The 20,208-nt window shown below is 67.9% G+C and carries 13 protein-coding genes; 11 read left to right on the top strand and 2 right to left on the bottom strand.

Features of this window, described 5'->3' with window-relative positions; genetic code table 11:
- Positions 1-9: 9 nt before the first annotated feature.
- Positions 10-1,248: a TadA family conjugal transfer-associated ATPase gene (locus tag AC4F3Q_RS01010; RefSeq protein WP_168446304.1), complete on the bottom strand. Its 1,239-nt coding sequence runs from the start codon at positions 1,246-1,248 to the stop codon at positions 10-12.
- The gene (locus tag AC4F3Q_RS01015; protein ID WP_491038382.1) at positions 1,245-2,330 is read right to left on the bottom strand and encodes a P-loop NTPase family protein; all 1,086 of its coding nucleotides are present in this window, start codon (positions 2,328-2,330) and stop codon (positions 1,245-1,247) included. The genes AC4F3Q_RS01010 and AC4F3Q_RS01015 overlap by 4 nt, the downstream gene beginning before the upstream one ends.
- Before the next feature lie 182 nt (positions 2,331-2,512).
- Here AC4F3Q_RS01015 and AC4F3Q_RS01020 point away from each other — a divergent pair, with 182 nt between their 5' ends.
- The 11 genes from AC4F3Q_RS01020 to AC4F3Q_RS01070 all read left to right on the top strand — a co-directional run bounded on the left by AC4F3Q_RS01020 (position 2,513) and on the right by AC4F3Q_RS01070 (position 19,865).
- Positions 2,513-3,379, top strand: a complete 867-nt coding sequence (locus AC4F3Q_RS01020; RefSeq protein WP_491038383.1) for a hypothetical protein — start codon at positions 2,513-2,515, stop codon at positions 3,377-3,379.
- Positions 3,380-3,437: 58 nt separating this feature from the next.
- Positions 3,438-3,656 (top strand): Flp1 family type IVb pilin, encoded by a 219-nt coding sequence (locus AC4F3Q_RS01025; RefSeq protein WP_491038384.1) that lies wholly within the window; start codon positions 3,438-3,440, stop codon positions 3,654-3,656.
- A 1-nt stretch (position 3,657) separates the two neighbouring features.
- Positions 3,658-4,398, top strand: a complete 741-nt coding sequence (locus AC4F3Q_RS01030; protein ID WP_491038385.1) for a TadE/TadG family type IV pilus assembly protein — start codon at positions 3,658-3,660, stop codon at positions 4,396-4,398.
- 23 nt (positions 4,399-4,421) lie between these two features.
- The gene (locus AC4F3Q_RS01035; RefSeq protein WP_491038386.1) at positions 4,422-6,866 is read left to right on the top strand and encodes a DUF5702 domain-containing protein; all 2,445 of its coding nucleotides are present in this window, start codon (positions 4,422-4,424) and stop codon (positions 6,864-6,866) included.
- 1 nt (position 6,867) lies between these two features.
- Complete coding sequence (locus tag AC4F3Q_RS01040) at positions 6,868-7,434, top strand: hypothetical protein (RefSeq protein ID WP_491038387.1); 567 nt, start codon at positions 6,868-6,870, stop codon at positions 7,432-7,434.
- Positions 7,431-8,117 (top strand): prepilin peptidase, encoded by a 687-nt coding sequence (locus AC4F3Q_RS01045; protein ID WP_491038388.1) that lies wholly within the window; start codon positions 7,431-7,433, stop codon positions 8,115-8,117. Before AC4F3Q_RS01040 ends, AC4F3Q_RS01045 begins: the two co-directional genes overlap by 4 nt.
- Positions 8,118-9,575, top strand: coding sequence for a WG repeat-containing protein (locus AC4F3Q_RS01050; protein ID WP_491038389.1), 1,458 nt, complete (start codon positions 8,118-8,120; stop codon positions 9,573-9,575).
- Complete coding sequence (locus AC4F3Q_RS01055) at positions 9,575-11,056, top strand: FHA domain-containing protein (RefSeq protein ID WP_491038390.1); 1,482 nt, start codon at positions 9,575-9,577, stop codon at positions 11,054-11,056. Before AC4F3Q_RS01050 ends, AC4F3Q_RS01055 begins: the two co-directional genes overlap by 1 nt.
- An 83-nt stretch (positions 11,057-11,139) precedes the next feature.
- Positions 11,140-12,048 (top strand): hypothetical protein, encoded by a 909-nt coding sequence (locus AC4F3Q_RS01060; protein WP_168446294.1) that lies wholly within the window; start codon positions 11,140-11,142, stop codon positions 12,046-12,048.
- Between the two features lie 302 nt (positions 12,049-12,350).
- Positions 12,351-15,860 (top strand): DNA-directed RNA polymerase subunit beta, encoded by a 3,510-nt coding sequence (gene rpoB / locus AC4F3Q_RS01065; protein WP_491038391.1) that lies wholly within the window; start codon positions 12,351-12,353, stop codon positions 15,858-15,860.
- A gap of 123 nt (positions 15,861-15,983) precedes the next feature.
- Entirely contained in the window at positions 15,984-19,865 is a 3,882-nt protein-coding gene (locus AC4F3Q_RS01070; protein ID WP_168446292.1) for a DNA-directed RNA polymerase subunit beta', read from the top strand.
- Positions 19,866-20,208: the final 343 nt, after the last annotated feature.

The following is a 20,208-nucleotide window of genomic DNA, read 5'->3' on the forward strand; positions in this document are numbered from 1 at the left end:
CCTGCGGCATCAGAACTCGTCCTGGTACCCGGCCAGGCGTAGCTTGTCGACGTTGAGCATCGGGTTGTCGGTGCGCACGAGCGCTCCGGCGACGTGGGTGAACGTCGAGGACGGGTCCTCCTGGAACTCGTAGAGGGGGTTGAGGACGATCTGCCCGTGCTCGTAGCCCACGACCTCGGCGATCTCCATGGTCCGGCGGGTGTGGTCACGCAGTCGTGACAGGTGGATCACGATGTCGAGCGCGGACGCGATCTGGTGACGGATCGCCTCGAGGGGAAGGGTCGACGAGGCCTGGAGAACCATCGTCTCGAGCCGGCTGAGCATGTCCCGGGTGGAGTTGGCGTGCCCGGTCGACAGGGAACCGTCGTGGCCGGTGTTCATCGCCTGGAGCATGTCGAGAGCCTCCGCGCCGCGCACCTCACCGACGACGATCCGTTCGGGGCGCATGCGGAGCGACGAACGGATCAGCTGGCGCATCGAGATCTCACCGACCCCGGCGACGTTCGCGTTGCGGGTCTCGAGACGCACGAGGTTGTCGACGCCGTCGATCTGGAGCTCGGCCGAGTCCTCGATCGTGATGAGCCGCTCGTCCTGCCCGACGAAGTTCGTCAGGGCGTTGAGGAAGGTCGTCTTGCCCGACCCTGTCCCGCCCGAGATGAAGATGTTGTACCGGCTGCGTACGAGCGTCGCGAGGAAGTCAGCGACCTCGGGCGTGACCGAGCCGTACCCGATCAGGCGCCGCATCGTCATGGGGTCTCGTGAGAACTTACGGATCGTCACGGTAGGCCCGTCGAGCGCGACGGGCGGGAGCACGACGTTGACGCGCGAACCGTCCGGCAGCCGCGTGTCGACGATGGGGTTGGCCTGGTTCACCTCACGCCCCGCCTGCCCGACGATGCGCTGGATGATGTCCTCGAGGCGGCGCGAGCTCTCAAAGCTCCCTGGAACCTCCTGCACCTGGCCGTTGCGTTCGACGAAGATGCTGTCAGGGCCGTTCACCATCACCTCGGTGACCGACTCGTCAGACAGGAGAGAGTCGAGCAGGCCGAGGCCACGGATCGAGCCGTAGACCTGCTGGACGACCCGCACGCGGTCGGTGACGGACACGTACTCGCCCGAGACCTGCTCCTCGAGAGCGCCACGGATGTGGTCCTCGAGAGCGTCGTCGTCGAGGCGCGTGAGCTCCGCGTTCGACAGGATGTGCGTCCGCAGACGTTCGGCGATCTCCCCGAGCCGCTCCGGCGTCATCGTGCGACTGCCTGGACGACGCGGTCGAGGCTGCCTGACGCGTAGATGGCGTTGATGACCTGCTCCTCGCCGCCGCCGTCGAACCGGGCGATGCCACCGATCTCAGAGATCGGCAGGTTCTCGAGCCGTGCCGAGCCCGCGCCCCACCGGTTGTAGAGCAGGCCGGTGCGGGGCAGGAGCGAGAGGTCGTGCTGGCCGGAGAGCAGCTCGAGCGCCCCGAGCGCCCGCGTGATCTTCGCGTTCGCCGACGGCGTGCCGTCCGAGACGAGGACGACCTGGCTGGCGGCGTCGAGCAGCTTGAGGGTTCGCGGGCCGAGGTCGAACGGGACGTCGAGCACCGCGGCGTCGAAGCCGCCGCCGCTGAGGTGCTCCGTCAGGAGTGCGATGTCGTCGTCCGCGAGCTCGAGGACGTCACTCGCGAGAGGAGAGCTCGCGAAGAACAGCGTGCCGAAGGCGTCGCGGTACGCGTGCTGCTCGAGCTGGAGCTGGAGGTTGCCGCGCCGGCGCTTGACCGCGTAGACGACGTCGGAGAACGTCCCGTGGGGCGCGCTCGTGAGACCGAAGCGGGCAGAGACGTCCTCGCACGGGTCCAGCGACAGGTAGAGGGTGCGCGGCCCGTCTGCCTGCATCGAGAGCGAGCGTGCGACGGCGATCGCCGTCGAGGTCGTCCCGACGCCGCCGACGGGGGAGGTGACGACGACGAGGTGGCCCGCGTCCCCGGCCCGCGACGGGCGCATCTGCACCGCCTCGGCGGCGTCGTCGAACAGTGCGACGACCGAGCGGTAGAAGGAGTCGACGGGCGCGTACCGCGGGATGGCTGGGACGCCTCGGACGGACGCCACCTCAGGGGAGTCGACGAGCCGGGCGAGCACCATGCGCGGCGGAAGCTGGTCAGGGTCGACGTCGAACGACTCGGCCGCGACGAGCACGTGGGTGCGGGTCGACGTGATCGACGCGAGCGCCCCCTCGAGTGACGTGAACGCAAGGACCTCGATACGCCCGGGGTAGCCCGCGGCGAGGTGCTCCTGCAACCGGGTGAGGTACGTGGTGTCGGTGTCGAGCACCGCGAGCTGGATGCGCATCGTTCCTCAGGTTTGTCGGCGAGGGGTCACGTGGAGAATAGGGTCCCGCCGCACCGCTGTCGACCGGTCGAACCGGTGGCCGGACACGGTTCCGCTCGCTGCCGATACTTCACCCCGCTATCTTTTGCGGGGCCCTTGCTGCGCAGCTAGTCTCGCCGCAGCCGACACTAAGGACACAGGACGTGAACGTGAATCGATGGAAGACCGCGGCCGCGGTGCTCGCAGTGGCGGCCCTGCTCGGCGCTTGCTCGGACGGTGGCGACCCCACGCCGACGTCGGCGCCCAGCGGTGGCAGCTCGACGGCGGCCCCCACGACGGGCGGGGACACCGCGCAGTGGTGCGAGCCGGGCGACCGCGCAGAGAGCGACTACACGCTGACCTTCGGCGAGATCGGTGCAGCGTCGGACGAGTGGTCGTCGTACCTCGACCGCAAGTGGCGCCACTACCTCCCGTTCACGTTCACCAACACGATGGACGTCAGGTGCGTCTTCGCGATCACGGTCGACCTCGCGGTCGACGGTGAAGGCGGCAAGGCGACGGACGGCTTCTCCGTGCCGTTGATGCCAGGACAGTCCTACTCGGGTCAGATGTTCGACCTCGACGTCGCGCTCGGGCTCCCGGACGCAGAGTCGGTCGACGCGCCTGCGGCGCTCACGCCCTCGGTGACGAAGGCCAAGAGCGCCCGCTACTTCGGCGACTACTACGACCTGACGTTCGAGGTCGGGGAGCGCGAGGGTGTCGGTTCCGCAGCCACGGTGCCGGTCGTCGCGACGACGACCGCGGTCGCCGAAGGGATGCCGGAGCGACTGAGTTCTGCACGCGACGACGACTTCTGGCTCCTCGGGCTCGACGGTCAGGGGAACGTCATCACCATCTCGCGCAACATGCAGCCGGCGCTCAAGGTGCCCGGAGAGACCACGACCTGGTTCGCCATCGCAGGTGGCGGTTCCAGCGGCTACGCACGCGAGCTCATGCCGATGTCCACCTACGACTCGGTCAAGAGCTGGACGTTCGTCGCCCAACCGGTCTTCACCAACCTCGACAAGTGACGTGCTCGTCGATGATCAGCAGCGCCTCAGGGGCAGCTCACCACACAGGAGGAACCGAATGACCACCGCACTCATCCGTGCCGAGATTGGCCTGCGCTCGGTGGCAGCACGTGTGCTGCGTGCTGTCCGTGACGAGCGGGGCGAGGTGAACATCGTCGCCACGGTGCTCCTCATCGTCCTTGCGGTTGCGCTCATCGTGCTCTTCCAGGGTCAGATCAAGGGCTGGCTGACCAGCATGTTCGAGAAGATCAACTCGGGTATCGGATCGGTCGGCTGACGTGCTGACCAGCCGACGGCGCGACACGGCTGGGGCCGCACGCACGCGCCCCTCCCGCGGCCCGCGCCGTCGGCTGCGCCGGGCACGTGACGAGAGTGGTCTGGTCATCGTCGAGGCCGCCTTCATCTACCCGGTGGTCTTCGCGGTGCTCGCCCTCCTCCTCTACGTGGGCGACATGTTCTATCAGCGCTCGTGGATCGAGGCAGCAGTCATGCGCTACTCGATCGAAGGCGCGGCCGAGGTCGCCAACTCCTCTCTCGCCAACGTCTCCGTGAACAACGGATCTGGTGGCGGGTCGCTCGACGTCGGCGGGATCGAGAACAACCCCTACCGTTTCCTCTTCAACGGCGGCGCCGACTCTGACGTCGCAGCCAGCGCTGCGGCCAACGAGGCGGCACTCAAGGCCGAGGTTGCCGACGGGCGCGCTTCGTTCTTCGGACTCGCGCCGAACCTGCGAGAGCTAGGCGTCGACTACCGCTCCAGCCTGGTCTACGGCGACTACGTCGTCAGCGCTGACTACGGCTTTCAGCTTCCTGTCGCCTCGTTCATCGTCCCGTCCGGCCGGATCGGGCTCGACTTCGCGTCCGAGTCGACGAGCAACGTCACCAGCATGGGCGAGTTCGTCCGCAACGTCGAGATCCTCGATGACCTCCGGGCCGAGTTCAACGACGAGATCTCCGCGGTGACCGGCCTCGCCGTCGAGATCGAACGTTTCCGTAGCTACGTCGAGAACATCGGCTGAACCCCTAAAGGAGTCCCGCGGTCATGCGCCTGCGCCGCAAGGACGGCTCACCGGGTTCGGTGACCGTCATCCTCACGCTCCTGCTCGTCCCCATGGTGGTCGTGGCAGGCGTCTTCGTCGACGGAGGCCGGGGCCACCTGTCGCGCACGGTCGTGCGCTCGGCCGAGCAGCTCGCCCTCAACGACGTGCTCGCACAGCACGACGCTCAGCTCAGCAAGCTGTTCGGCCTCCTCGGTGTCATCGAGGACGAGAGCCTCTCAGCGGATGCCGACCAGATCGTCAAGGCCGCGCTGAGCGGCGGAGGCGGCGGGGACATCATCCGTGTGACCATCCCCGGGTCGGCCGAGGTGATCCCGGTGTCTCGCGCCAACCTGGGTGAGCCCCGGGTGCTCAACAACCAGATCGTCGAGTTCATGAAGTACCGCGCGCCCGTGGGTTTCGTGGGAGAGCTGACCGAGACGCTCACGTGGCTCCAGACCATCAAGACGAACATGGAGCTCATCCGGGCACGGGTCCAGTACCTCAACAAGGTCGCTGACGTCCTCGAAGAAGCGACCAACCTCATGGAGGACGTCGATGCGGTCCTCGCGGAGCTGGACGCGCTCCTCGCGAAGATCGACGCCATGGTCAACCTGTTGACCGGTGACCCGGACATCGTCGACATCTATGCCGACGCCTTCGAGACGCTGGCGCGCGATCTTGCGGGAGAGGACGTCCCGAAGAGCGACAAGGATCGTGCGTCGGCGAACCTGAAGCGGGTGGTCGACACGGTGACGGGCCTCGCGGACGCAGCGACCACCTTCCGGACGAAGGTGACAGGGCTCGATCCGCAACCGCTCCTCGACGCGATCGAGGAGCTGCGCGGCAAGCCGACGAGCGACCTCGAGGCAGCGCGTGACGAGCACGCGGCAGAGGGGGGCGACCAGGTCGCCGAGGACATCACGGCGGCTGATCGGGAGCTCGAGGACACCAGCGCGTTCATCGACGCGATCGAGGAGGCGGTGAAGTCGCTCGGCGAGGGCGTCATCGACGACGTCGGCACCACGGTCGACGACTTCGTCGCGGACATCCGCGCGTCCTTGAAGCTGGAGATGCCGGACTTCGCGTCGATCACGTCGTACGACAAGCTCAAGAGCTTCGGCACGGACTATCTCGAGTCGTACCTCGAAGGCATCGACGAGTCGACGTCGCCCGAGGCGATCGACGCCGCGATCCAGGAGCTGCGCACCAAGATCGAGGGACGTATCGCGGCGTTCCGCGACCGGATCGTCAACGAGGTGCAGGAGCTGGTGCGCGACCAGGTCCGCAAGGCTGTGGGGGAGCTCAAGGACCTGCTCGTCCAGGCCCTCAAGGACGAGGTGGGCGAGGGAGGTTTCGAGGTCCTCACCAAGTTCTTCGCCCTCCTGAAGGAGAAGTGGGCCGCCTACGGCGACCTCTTCGAGGACCTCTCGTCGCAGACGGCCTTCCCCGGCGGCGCGGGCTCGAGCGACTCGGGGCCCGGCCGGAACGTCGGTGGTTCGAGCAACAAGGACGAGCTCGCCGACAACAGCGACGACGCGATCGACGGGATCATCGGGCTGCTCGGCAACATCGAGAAGGTCCTCAAGGACGTCCGTGACGCCGCGCTCATCACGCAGTACGTCGTCGGCCAGTTCACCTACTCGACGGTGGAGCACGAGAACCCGGACCAGGTCCGGCTGACGTACGAACCGTTCCCGGACTGCAAGGACACGACCTGCGCTGTCGAGGCGGAGTACGTTCTCACGGGGGCCAACAGCGCGGTCGGGGCGTACGGGATGGTCTTCCTCGTGCGGCTGGCCGTCAACCTGATCACCGCGTTCCGGGACCCGGTCGTCACGGCGATCAGGTCGGCCATCGCCGCCGTGCCGATCGTGGGCACCGCCCTGTCCTTCGTCGTCCCGGTGCTCGCGGCCATCCTCCAGTCGGTCGACGACCTCGTCGCGCTCCACAAGGGCGAGAAGGTCCCGCTCTACCGCGCGAAGCTCTCCGTCTTCACCGGAGCGTTGATGGACCTTCTGGACGGTGCGCTGCCTGAAGGGTGGAACGGCAGGACGGAAGGCACCGGACCGGGATCAGGTCCTGGGGGACCGAGCGGTCCTGGGGGCCCGAGCGGTCCTGGGCCGTCCGGCCCCGGTGGTCCCGGACCGGGTGGCGGCAAGGACGGCCCTGAGCTGAGCTACCGCAACTACCTGCAGATCTTCCTCATCGTGACGACCTTCGTCGACCCGGACGGCGTGGTCACGCGCGCGGGGGACATCATCGAGCACAACATGGGCTATGCCGGGAACGACGGCTTCGAGCTGTCCAACACCCACACGGCATTCACCGTCACCGCTGAGTACCAGATGACGCCCCTGGTCAGCACCTTCTTCGACTATGACTCCGGCGGCGCGCTGTTCGAAGGAGACGCAGGTCTCAAGCGGCTCACGACGGTGGGTGGGTTCTGACATGGCACGCACACCTGTGCGACGTGCGCGTCGCGACGAGGGGCACCTCATCGTCGAGGCAGCTGTCGCTCTGCCGCTCTACGTCGGCTTCATGCTCATCATCCTGTCGATCTCCTCGTGGGCCGTCGCGCAGGCGAAGATCTCCGTCGCGCTCAACCAGACGGCCATGGAGATCTCCCAGTACCGGTACATCCGCACCACCCAGGTGGGTCAGGACGTCAACCGGGTCAAGACTGCGCTGGACACCTTGTCGAGCGAGCTCGGTGGCAGCGGTGACGTCTTCGGCACCCACGGCTCCGACAGCCCGCTCGCCCAGGCCTTCATGAGCGACGCGCGTGCGGGAGCGAAGGCTGTGATGGCGAAGCACCTGGGCGACGAGAGCTCGAGCCTCAATGCGTTTGGCGTCGTCGGGGGAGCCGACGGTGTGAGCTTCACGGGAGCGACCGCCATCAACGACGAGCGGGTCGTCCTGGACGCCGAGTACACCTTGCGAGTCCTGTTCTTCTGGGACATCGACGTGTCGATGAAGGCGCACGCCGAGTCGGGTGTGTGGGGTGCCAACGGATGAACGACCCGCTCCTCGTCGCGGCCCTGACAGGGCTCGCGATCATCGTGTCGTGCGCGTGGCTCGTCGCGCTCGGGGTCCGCAGCGGCACCGTGCTCTCGCGTGGTGACATCGGCCGCGTTCTCGCCCCCTCGGCGCCGGGATGGTGGGTCCTTCCTGGTTCGGTCGCGGTGGTCGTCGGCGTAGCCCTGCTGTGGCAGCGGCTCGGTCTGGTCGCTCCGTACCAGGTGCGGCTCGTGCTGGTGATCGTGTCGCTCGCGCCGCTCGCCCTCATCGACCGCCGCGAGCACGTCGTGCCGAACCGGGCGATCCTCGCCCTGCTGGCGGGCCGCGCGGTCATCTACGTGTGGGAGGCGCTGACCATGGGCGGCAGCTTTGTCGACATGATCCGCGCGGAGGTCGTCACTGCCGCGATCATCGTCGGCTTCTTCGCGACCCTGTCGATCGTCGGCCGGGGCGGTATCGGGATGGGCGACGTCAAGCTCTTCGGCGTACTGACGCTCTATCTCGGCACGCAGCTCGCGCTCGCCTCGATCCTTGCCTCGTTGCTGGTGTCCTTCGCGGTCGCCGTCACCGCTCTGGCGACGCGCAGGCTGACGCGCAAGGACTCGTTCGCCATGGTTCCAAGCATCGCCGCCGGTACGGTCCTCGCAGTGGTTCTCGTCTCGATCAGGGGTGTGCTCTAGGTGAAGTCGTACCGGTTCTTGGTCTTGGGGGTGCTCGTCCTGCTCGTGGGGGGCGGGTGGTTCTCGCTCGCGCGCGCAGGCGCCGAGGCGGAAGCAGCCTATGCAGAGCACCTCACGGCTGCGCGGGGCGCTGTCGAGATCGGCGCGATCCAGGAAGGTCGCGCTGAGTACCGTGCTGCGCTCGCGCTGAAGCCTGACCTCGACGTGCACCGCGAGCTCGTCGCCTTCCTCGCGTCCGACGCCCCACGAGACGTCTACGTCGAGGAGCTCGAGCAGTTCGTGGCGGCGTACCCCGAGACACCCGAAGGCTACGAGAGGCTCGCGCAGGCATATGCCGACGGAGAGGACGTCGCCGGGGCCTATGCCGCGGTGATGAGCGCACGGTCGCGCGACGTGCGCTCCGAGGTGCTCGACGCGATCTATGCCCGCGTCGCCTACCAGTACACGACCGGGCTGGCGCACTTCGCCGACGTGCTTCCGTACGGCAGGTACGACGTCGCCGCGGTGCGCGACGACCAGGGACGCTGGCTGCACGTGGACGCGGCGGGGATCTCCCTCAACGGCCGCTACGAAGCGGCCGGCCCGATGTGGGAGGGGAACCGCTTCGTGGTCGACGAGGGGCTGCCGCAGTTCGTCGACGAGAAGGGACGACAGACGCTGGCAGCGGTCCGGGCAGGGTACGAGGCGTACGGGATCCTCACGGACGGTGTGTTCGCGGCGAAGGCACCCTCAGGTGCCTGGACGTTCCTCGACCAGTCCTTCCGACCGGTCCTCGAGCCCGGCACGTTCGACGAGGTGACCTCGTTCGCGGGAGGGCTCGCGGGAACCCGGACGGGCGACACGTGGAACGTCGTGCGCCGGGACGGCTCCGTCGTCGGCGAGGGCTACGCAGCGCTTGCCGTGGACGAGGCGGGCGTGCTGGTGAACCAAGGGCGGTACCTCGCGAAGGTCGGCACCCAGTTCCAGCTCTTCGACACTGACGGTGAGCGCATCGGTGACGGCGTCTACGACGACGCTCGAGCATTCGGCGAGGAAGGGGCAGCGGCTGTCCGCGTCGGCGACCTGTGGGGCTTCATCGACACGAGCGGCGATCTCGTCGTCGAGCCTGCGTTCGCCGATGCGCGATCGTTCGCGCACGGTCTCGCTCCTGTCCGCACAGGAGAGCTCTGGGGCTATGCCGACGCCGAGGGCACCGTGGTCATCGCGCCGACATTCCTCGACGCGACCCGCTTCAGCTCGGAGGGCACCGCGCTGGTACGCCTGGCGGCCGCTCCCGAGCACCCGTCGTTGTCCGACAGCAGCACGACGGAGCAAGCCCCAGAGACAGGAACCCCAGAGACTGCCGAGAGTCCGGCACGGGATGCGGCCGCTGGAGCGGCCGCCCAGACTGACCCGGAGCCCGGTTCGACGCCGGACGGCGACGCCGGCTGGTACCAGATCAAGCTGCAGAGGTACTGATGACGATCTTCCCCGAGCTGGCCGACGACCGCGCCGCAGGCCGACTCACGACGACGCTCCCCGAGGGCGCCACGCTCGACAGCGTCACGTGGGGCATGCTCACCCACAACGAGATCCCGGGCGTGGCCGCGGTCCGGCGCACCCAGCTCGACGACCGGGTGGAGCTCTCGTTCGCTGCGCCAGGCGAGTCGCTCGCGAGCCGGATGGACACGCCCCTGACGAAGGACCAGGTCCTCGCGCTCCTCGACGGGATGGTGGAGGCGGTTCTCGCTGCGGGCCGCCACATGATCCCCACGAGCGCGCTCCTGTACGACCCGGAACGGGTCTTCGTCACCGCCGACGGTGCGGTGACGATGATCTGCGTCCCGCTAGACGGTTCCGACCACGGGGATCCTGTCGGGTTCTTCAAGCGCGTGATCTTCAACCTCCGCTACGCGCCGCAGGACGACACGTCCTACGTGAGCGACCTCATCAACGTCCTGGGGAGCTCTGCTGCGGGGGACGTCTCGCGACTGTCACGTCTGCTCAGGGCCACTCGCGTCTCCGAGGCCGCCGGACGCGGCGCGACGAGCAGCACACAGGCGCCGCAGCAGGCACCCGGGGGTGCGAGTCCCGTCGTCCAGACCGTGAGCGAGTCCGCGCCGCTGCCGGAGTGGGGCGCCCCGGCGTCCGCGTCGGGTGCAGCTCCGCGAGCCACAGGGCCTGGTTTCGCGGTGCCAGGCGGAGCGACCGTCCCGGCGGGGAAGCCCGTCCCCGCGGCGCGCGCGGCTGCGACGCTCGAGCCGGAGGACGCGGACCACGTGTCGCTCGCCTACCTTCTCCAGCACTACTCGAAGGAGAACAAGGAACGCTACGACCGCGGTCGGAGGGCGCGCGCCGCGGCCAAGGCGGCGGCGCGCGCCGCGGCCGCGGAGACTGCTGGTGCCGTTCCGGCGATCGCCACCTCGGCAGCCGCTGCGGCCCCGCCGGCACCTGCAGCCCCCAGCGCCCCGGCGGCCTTGCCTGCGATCCCGGGCGTGCCGGCTGACCACCCTGCTGGGCCGGTCCATCCCCAGGGCGCTGGCGCAGTGGCCGCCGCACCGCCGACAGGAGTTCCGACGCCGGAGCACGCCGTACCCGAGGAGACTCCTCTCGGGTACCCGCGTCACGCGGAGCCGTCTGCCGGACAGCCCGCCGTGCAGCGGTTCGGGCTGCAGGACCTCTCGACCGGAGCGACCGTGTGGCTCACGAAGCCGATCACGGTGGTGGGTCGTCGGCGGGCCCGGGTGGACATCGCGGTCGCGGGTGACACGGTGAGCAAGAAGCACGCGATCGTCCAGGTGGACGGGGACACATGCTCGATCATCGACAACGCCTCGACCAACGGTGTCGAGATCGACGGGGTGCGGATCGCACCGATGGAGGCGGTCGTGCTGCAGCCGGGAGCTCGCGTCGGGGTGGGGGACGTCGTGCTCATGCTCGTCGACCGTGCGGCGTGGTGACAGAGACGCACCAGCAGTTGCGAGCAGGGTGCGCTGAACGTAGTTTCCAACCAGGTCTGTCGATCCCTGTGGAGGTAGTGAGCGTGCTGAGCCGTCGTTGGGCCATGGTCGGAGCGACGGTGACGGCGGCAGCCGCCTCTCTCGTGCTCAGCGCGTGCAGCGGGGGAGGCGCTGAACCGACGATCCCTGCGACGACGACTGCGCCCCCGGCCTCGCCGTCGTCCCCGTCGGCGACGCCCTCGCCCGAGCGCACGATCGACGCCTCCCGGTGGTGCGCGGCGGGCACGGTGAAGGACGGGGACCTCACGCTCGACTTCGGCAAGCCGACCACCGCGACCGGCGACGAATGGGCCGAGAGCCTCGGGCGGACGTGGCGGGCATACGTCCCGGTCACGGTGACGAACGAGCTCGACGTCCCCTGCATGTTCGATCTGAACCTCGACGTGGCGATCGACGGCGTGTCCGGGCGGGAGGACGTCCGAGTGCCGCTGCAGCCGGGGCAGTCCTACCGTTTCCAGGCGTTCGACCTGACGGAGCTGGTCGAGCTGGCTGACGCCAAGGACGGCGTAGCCGGGCACGAGGTGACGACCGGGCAGACGGGCTCGCAGCGAAACCCGCTCATCGACGACTACTACGAGCTCGAGGCCGAGGTCGGGGAGATCGAGGGGGAGGGCAAGGACGCGGTGCTGCCGGTGAGCATCGGCCTCGGGGCCGTGCGTGCCGGCATGCCGCGCCACACCGGGTCCGTGGAGTTCCTCACGGTCGTCGGGCTGGACGCCGACGGCGCGGTCGTGACCAAGGCCTTCCACGAGACCGAGGGCAAGGCGGAGTTCGGCGGCCGGATCGACGTGAAGATCCCGGTCGGTGGGGGCGATTCTTCAGGCGAGACGCGGAACCAGGTGCCGCTCAGCGCGTATGACGACGTCGTCGAGTACAAGGTCTACCTGCAGCCCGACCAGACCGAGATCAACGACCTCTTCGCCGACAAGTAGGTGACCTCTTCGCCGACAAGTAGGTTCTGGGGCAGCTCAGACGACGGCTCGCGGAGGGCAGCGTCACCTCGTGGGGGACTGCCGCAGGAGACTGCGATGAGGGAGACGGGGCGCACAGGGGCGTCCCTTGCTCGACGGGACCGGGTCCGTTATGCTAGCGCTTTGCGCTGGCCTGTGCCTGCAATCTCAGATAACCCATCGTAGCGGAACGTCGTGCCTAGGCGACCGACGCGCGATGCGGCCGGGGGATCGCACCAGCCACGACCGTCGCAGAGCTCACGAACCGCAGGGAAGGACCCCTCTTGGCTGCCTCGCGCATCCCTAATGCTCCGTCCGCCGATGCGATCGCCCACCGCACGGCATCCAGGCGACTGTCATTCGCCAAGATCTTCGAGCCGCTCGAGGTCCCTGACCTCCTCGGGCTGCAGACCGAGAGCTTTGACTGGCTCCTCGGCAACGAGAAGTGGCAGGCGCGCGTCGCCGCCGCTGTCGAGGCCGGTCGCCGTGACGTCCCCGACACGTCCGGTCTGGAGGAGATCTTCGCCGAGATCTCCCCGATCGAGGACTTCGGGTCCACGATGTCCCTCTCCTTCTCCAACCACCGCTTCGAGCCGCCGAAGTACACGGCGGAGGAGTGCAAGGAGAAGGACTTCACGTATGCCGCGCCGTTGTTCGTCACGGCCGAGTTCGTGAACTACAACACCGGTGAGATCAAGAGCCAGACCGTCTTCATGGGCGACTTCCCGCTCATGACGTCGCGTGGCACGTTCATCATCAACGGCACCGAGCGCGTCGTCGTCTCGCAGCTCGTCCGTTCGCCCGGCGTCTACTTCGAGCGCATCGCCGACAAGACGAGCGACAAGGACATCTTCTCCGCGAAGATCATCCCGTCCCGCGGTGCCTGGCTCGAGTTCGAGATCGACAAGCGCGACGCCGTCGGCGTCCGTGTCGACCGCAAGCGCAAGCAGTCCGTCACGGTCCTGCTCAAGGCCCTCGGCCTGACCGAGTCCGAGATCCGCGAGGAGTTCAAGGACTTCCCGGCCGTCCTCGACACCCTCGAGAAGGACAACGTCCAGACGCAGGACGAGGCGCTCGTCGACCTCTACCGCAAGATCCGCCCGGGCGAGCCGCCCACCGTCGAGGCGGGCCGCAACCTGCTCGACAACTTCTACTTCAACTCGAAGCGCTACGACCTCGCGAAGGTCGGCCGCTACAAGCTGAACAAGAAGCTCGGCCGCGACGCTGACCTTCACGACTCGGTCCTCGCCGTCGGCGACATCGTCGCGACGATCAAGTACCTCGCCGCGCTGCACGCCGACGTCGCCACGATCCCCGGCCTCAAGGACGGCGAGCCGATCGAGGTCCGCGCCGAGACGGACGACATCGACCACTTCGGCAACCGGCGCATCCGCGCCGTCGGTGAGCTCATCCAGAACCAGGTCCGCACGGGCCTGTCCCGGATGGAGCGCGTCGTGCGCGAGCGCATGACGACGCAGGACGTCGAGGCGATCACCCCGCAGACCCTGATCAACATCCGCCCGGTCGTGGCGTCGATCAAGGAGTTCTTCGGCACGTCGCAGCTCTCGCAGTTCATGGACCAGAACAACCCGCTCGCGGGCCTGACGCACAAGCGTCGCCTCTCCGCGCTCGGCCCGGGCGGTCTCTCTCGTGACCGCGCCGGCATGGAGGTCCGTGACGTCCACCCGTCGCACTACGGCCGCATGTGCCCGATCGAGACCCCTGAAGGCCCGAACATCGGCCTCATCGGCTCGCTCGCGTCCTTCGGTCGCATCAACCCGTTCGGCTTCATCGAGACGCCGTACCGCAAGGTCGAGAACGGGCGCGTGTCGGACGACGTCGTGTACCTCACGGCCGACGACGAGGACCGCCACATCATCGCCCAGGCGAACCAGGCGCTGAACCCCGACGGTTCCTTCGTCGACGAGCGCGTGCTCGTCCGCACGAAGGGCGGCGAGGTCGAGATCGTCCCCGGTGCGAACGTCGACTACATGGACGTCTCGCCGCGCCAGATGGTGTCGGTCGCGACCGCGCTCATCCCGTTCCTCGAGCACGACGACGCCAACCGCGCACTCATGGGCGCGAACATGCAGCGCCAGGCCGTGCCGCTCGTCCGCTCCGAGGCGCCGCTCGTCGGCACCGGCATGGAGTGGCGTGCTGCGGTCGACGCCGGTGACGTCATCGTCGCGACCAAGCCCGGTGTGGTCCGCGAGGTCTCTGCAGACCTCGTCGTCGTCGCCAACGACGACGCCACCACGACGAGCTACCGCATCGCGAAGTTCCGCCGCTCGAACCAGGGCACGTCCTACAACCAGCGCGTGCTGGTCGACGAGGGCACCCGCGTCGAGTCCGGGTCCGTCCTGGCGGACGGTCCTGCGACCGACGGCGGCGAGCTCGCGCTCGGGCGCAACCTGCTCGTCGCGTTCATGTCGTGGGAGGGCCACAACTACGAGGACGCGATCATCCTGTCGCAGCGCCTCGTCCAGGACGACGTCCTCTCCTCGATCCACATCGAGGAGCACGAGATCGACGCTCGCGACACGAAGCTCGGCCCTGAGGAGATCACGCGGGACATCCCGAACGTCTCCGAGGACGTCCTGGCGGACCTCGACGAGCGCGGCATCATCCGCATCGGTGCTGAGGTCGGCGCGGGCGACGTGCTCGTCGGCAAGGTCACGCCCAAGGGTGAGACCGAGCTGACCCCGGAGGAGCGTCTGCTCCGCGCGATCTTCGGCGAGAAGGCTCGCGAGGTCCGTGACACGTCCCTCAAGGTGCCCCACGGCGAGTCCGGCACGGTCATCGGCGTCAAGGAGTTCCGTCGTGAGGACGGCGACGAGCTGCCCGCCGGTGTCAACGAGCTCGTCCGCGTGTACATCGCTCAGCGACGCAAGATCACCGCAGGCGACAAGCTCGCCGGCCGCCACGGCAACAAGGGCGTCATCTCGACGATCCTGCCCGTCGAGGACATGCCGTTCCTCGCTGACGGCACGCCTGTCGACATCATCCTCAACCCGATGGGTGTCCCCGGCCGTATGAACGTCGGTCAGGTGCTCGAGGTCCACCTCGGGTGGATCGCGGCGCAGGGCTACGACGTCAAGCTGGCCGAGGGCGACCTCGAGTGGCTCAAGTCGCTGCCCGAGGTCGCGCACGCGTCCGACCCCGGCCGCCCGCTCGCGACCCCGGTCTTCGACGGTCTCGAGGAGGACGCGCTCACGGGCCTCATGGGCGCGACCATCCCGAACCGTGACGGCGACCGCATGGTCGGCACGGACGGCAAGGCGCGGCTCTTCGACGGTCGCTCCGGCGAGCCGTTCCCGGAGCCTGTCTCGGTCGGCTACATGTACATCCTGAAGCTGCACCACCTCGTGGACGACAAGATCCACGCGCGCTCCACCGGTCCGTACTCGATGATCACGCAGCAGCCGCTAGGTGGTAAGGCGCAGTTCGGTGGTCAGCGCTTCGGTGAGATGGAGGTGTGGGCCCTCGAGGCCTACGGCGCCGCTTACACGCTCCAGGAGCTGCTCACGATCAAGTCCGACGACGTCCCCGGCCGGGTCAAGGTCTACGAGGCGATCGTCAAGGGCGAGAACATCCCCGACTCGGGCATCCCTGAGTCGTTCAAGGTGCTTCTCAAGGAGATGCAGTCGCTCTGCCTGAACGTCGAGGTGCTGTCGTCCGACGGTGTCTCGATCGAGATGCGCGAGTCCGACGACGAGGTGTACCGCGCTGCGGAGGAGCTGGGCATCGACCTGTCCCGCCGTCCCAACGCTGCCTCCAGCATCGACGAGATCTGATATCGGGTGCGCCGCCCGCTCCGCGTGAGCGATGCGGGCGGCGCGACCTGACACATTCTTCAGCCTCCATAGCGCCGGCGACGGATCCACGACCGCCCGGCGAACCAAGGAAGTAGGAACACCTTGCTCGACGTCAATGTCTTCGACGAGCTGCGCATCGGAATGGCCACCGCGGAGGACATCCGCACCTGGTCCCACGGTGAGGTCAAGAAGCCCGAGACCATCAACTACCGCACCCTCAAGCCTGAGAAGGACGGACTCTTCTGCGAGAAGATCTTCGGCCCGACCCGGGACTGGGAGTGCTACTGCGGCAAGTACAAGCGCGTGCGCTTCAAGGGCATCATCTGCGAGCGGTGTGGCGTCGAGGTCACGCGCTCGAAGGTGCGCCGTGAGCGCATGGGCCACATCGAGCTCGCCGCTCCCGTCACCCACATCTGGTTCTTCAAGGGTGTGCCCTCGCGTCTGGGCTACCTGCTGGACCTCGCTCCGAAGGACCTCGAGAAGGTCATCTACTTCGCGGCGTACATGATCACCTCGGTCGACGAGGCCGGTCGCCAGGAAGACCTCCCGAACCTCCAGAACGAGATCGACCTGGAGAAGAAGGAGATCACCGACCGTCGCGACAGCGAGATCGAGAACCGCGCCCAGCGCCTCGAGCAGGACCTCGCGGCCCTGGAGGCCGAGGGTGCCAAGGCTGACGCGCGCCGCAAGGTCCGCGACTCTGCCGAGCGTGAGATGGCTCAGATCCGCAAGCGTGCGGACGCCGAGCTCGACCGCCTCGAGCGGGTGTGGGACCGGTTCAAGAACCTCAAGGTCGCGGACCTCGAGGGTGACGAGCTGCTCTACCGCCAGCTGCAGGACCGCTACGGCAACTACTTCGAGGGCTCGATGGGCGCTGCGGCGATCCAGAAGCGCCTGCAGGACTTCGACCTTGAGGCCGAGTCCGAGAACCTCCACGAGATCATCCGTACGGGCAAGGGCCAGAAGAAGACCCGCGCCCTCAAGCGCCTGAAGGTCGTCAACGCGTTCCTCACGACGACCAACTCGCCGACGGGCATGGTTCTCGACGCTGTCCCGGTCATCCCGCCGGACCTGCGCCCGATGGTGCAGCTCGACGGTGGCCGCTTCGCGACGTCGGACCTCAACGACCTGTACCGCCGCGTCATCAACCGCAACAACCGCCTGAAGCGTCTGCTCGACCTCGGTGCTCCCGAGATCATCGTGAACAACGAGAAGCGGATGCTCCAGGAGGCCGTCGACGCGCTCTTCGACAACGGGCGTCGCGGACGTCCGGTGACCGGACCGGGCAACCGCCCGCTGAAGTCGATCTCCGACATGCTCAAGGGCAAGCAGGGTCGTTTCCGCCAGAACCTGCTCGGCAAGCGCGTCGACTACTCGGGCCGTTCGGTCATCGTCGTCGGCCCGCAGCTCAAGCTGCACCAGTGCGGCCTGCCGAAGCAGATGGCGCTCGAGCTGTTCAAGCCGTTCGTCATGAAGCGTCTCGTGGACCTCAACCACGCGCAGAACATCAAGTCCGCGAAGCGGATGGTCGAGCGTGCGAAGCCGGTCGTGTGGGACGTCCTCGAAGAGGTCATCACCGAGCACCCGGTCCTCCTCAACCGTGCGCCTACGCTGCACCGTCTGGGTATCCAGGCGTTCGAGCCCCAGCTCGTCGAGGGCAAGGCGATCCACCTGCACCCGCTCGTCTGCGCAGCGTTCAACGCTGACTTCGACGGTGACCAGATGGCCGTGCACCTGCCGCTCTCGGCCGAGGCTCAGGCCGAGGCCCGCATCCTCATGCTGTCGAGCAACAACATCCTCAAGCCGTCGGACGGTCGTCCGGTGACCATGCCCTCGCAGGACATGATCATCGGTCTGTTCCACCTGACGTCGGACCGTGAGGGTGCGACGGGTGAGGGACGCGCCTTCTCCTCGGTCGCCGAGGCGATCATGGCGTTCGACCAGGGCACGCTGGACCTCAACGCGGTCGTGAAGATCCGCATGGAGGACCTCGTCCCGCCGGTCAGCGACTTCGAGGCTCCTGAGGGTTGGGAGCAGGGGCAGCCGATCCTGTTCGAGACCACGCTCGGCCGCGCGCTGTTCAACGAGACGCTCCCGGTCGACTACCCGTACGTCAACGGGGTCGTCGACAAGAAGCAGCTCTCCGCGATCGTCAACGAGCTCGCTGAGAAGTACCCGAAGGTCGAGGTTGCCGAGTCGCTCGACGCGCTCAAGGCTGCGGGCTTCCGCTGGGCGACGCGCTCGGGCGTCACGATCGCGATCTCCGACGTCAACACGCCGCTCGAGAAGCGTCAGATCCTCGACGACCACGAGGCCAAGGCGCTCACGGTCCAGCAGCAGTACGAGAAGGGCCTGATCACTGACGACGAGCGCCGTCAGGAGCTCATCGAGATCTGGACCCAGGCCACCGACAAGGTCGCCAAGGTCATGAAGGAGAACTTCGAGAGCCACGCCCGCAACACCGTCTACCGGATGGTGGGCTCGGGTGCTCGTGGTAACTGGATGCAGGTTCGTCAGATCGCCGGTATGCGTGGTCTCGTGGCGAACCCGAAGGGTGAGATCATCCCGCGTCCGATCAAGTCGAACTACCGCGAGGGTCTGTCCGTCCTCGAGTACTTCATCGCGACGCACGGTGCCCGTAAGGGTCTCGCTGACACCGCGCTGCGTACGGCGGACTCGGGCTACCTGACCCGTCGTCTGGTGGACGTCTCGCAGGACGTCATCGTCCGCGAGGAGGACTGCGGCACGGAGCGCGGGCTGCTGCTCGCGGTCTCGGAGCAGGGCCCCGACGGTGTCTTCCGTCGTCACCCGAAGGTCGAGACGAGCATCTACTCGCGCTCTCTCGCGAGCCGCGTCGAGGTCGACGGCAAGGTCATCGGCGAGGCCGGCGACGACGTGGGTGACGTCCTGATCGACGCCCTCGTCGAGGCCGGCGTGGTGGACCTCAAGGTCCGGTCGGTGCTCACGTGCGAGTCCCGCGTCGGTACGTGCGCCAAGTGCTACGGCCGCTCGCTCGCGACCGGCAAGCTCGTGGACATCGGTGAGGCTGTCGGCATCATCGCCGCGCAGTCGATCGGTGAGCCGGGCACGCAGCTGACCATGCGTACCTTCCACACCGGTGGTGTCGCCTCGGCAGACGACATCACGCAGGGTCTGCCGCGTGTCACGGAGCTCTTCGAGGCTCGCACCCCGAAGGGTGAGAGCCCGATCGCCGAGTACTCGGGCCGGATCACGATCGACGAGGCCGAGCGGTCGCGTCGTCTCGTGCTCACGCCCGACGACGGCTCCGAGGAGATCGCGTACCCGGTGACCAAGCGTGCTCGCCTCCTCGTCGAGGACGGTCAGCACGTCGAGGTCGGCACGCAGCTCGTCCAGGGCGCGGTGGACCCGAAGAAGGTCCTGCGCATCCTCGGCCCGCGCGCGACGCAGAAGCACCTCGTGGACGAGGTCCAGGAGGTCTACCGCTCGCAGGGTGTGGACATCCACGACAAGCACATCGAGGTCATCGTGCGGCAGATGCTGCGGCGCGTCACCGTCCTCGAGTCGGGTGGCACCAACCTGCTGCCGGGCGAGCTCGCGGAGCGCACGCGCTTCGAGGACCAGAACCGTGCGGCCGTCGCCGAGGGCGGCGCCCCTGCGGCTGGCCGTCCGGAGCTCATGGGCATCACGAAGGCGTCGCTCGCGACGGACTCGTGGCTGTCGGCGGCGTCCTTCCAGGAGACGACGCGCGTGCTCACGGAGGCCGCCATGAGCGGTCGCCGCGACCCGCTGCTCGGCCTCAAGGAGAACGTCATCCTCGGTAAGCTCATCCCGGCCGGCACCGGCCTCCCGCGCTACGGCAACGTGGAGGTCGAGCCGACGGAGGAGGCGAAGGCGGAGCTCTACCCGAGCTTCGGCTACGACGAGATCGACTTCCCGACGCTCGGTATGGGCTCGGGTGACGCGATCCCGCTCGACGAGATCGACTTCGGCGACTTCCAGTGATCTGAGGGCTGCCGAAAGCTCTGAACGAGGGGCCCGCCGCGTAAGCGGCGGGCCCCTCGTCGTCGCCCTGAGGGACAGCTGTCGGCGAGTCGTCAGGGTCCCCGTCCGACGTGGGGGAGCGGGGTGGGGCTCCAGGTCTGCAGCCGCTGCGGTGAGGCAGGTCACCGGGTGCCGAGCCTCGAGCCCTTTGACACCGCGGCTGTTGCGCGGATAACGTTGGCACTCGTGCCCGTGTCGTCGGGCATCCGCATGCGCTGCCAGCGCTCCGCGCCCTTGGGCCCGGGGAGCCTCCTGCACACCAGGAGAGCGGCGGCCTGCGGAATCGATTCGCGAGAAGTCGGCG

This window comes from Flavimobilis sp. BM9 (assembly GCF_058313055.1).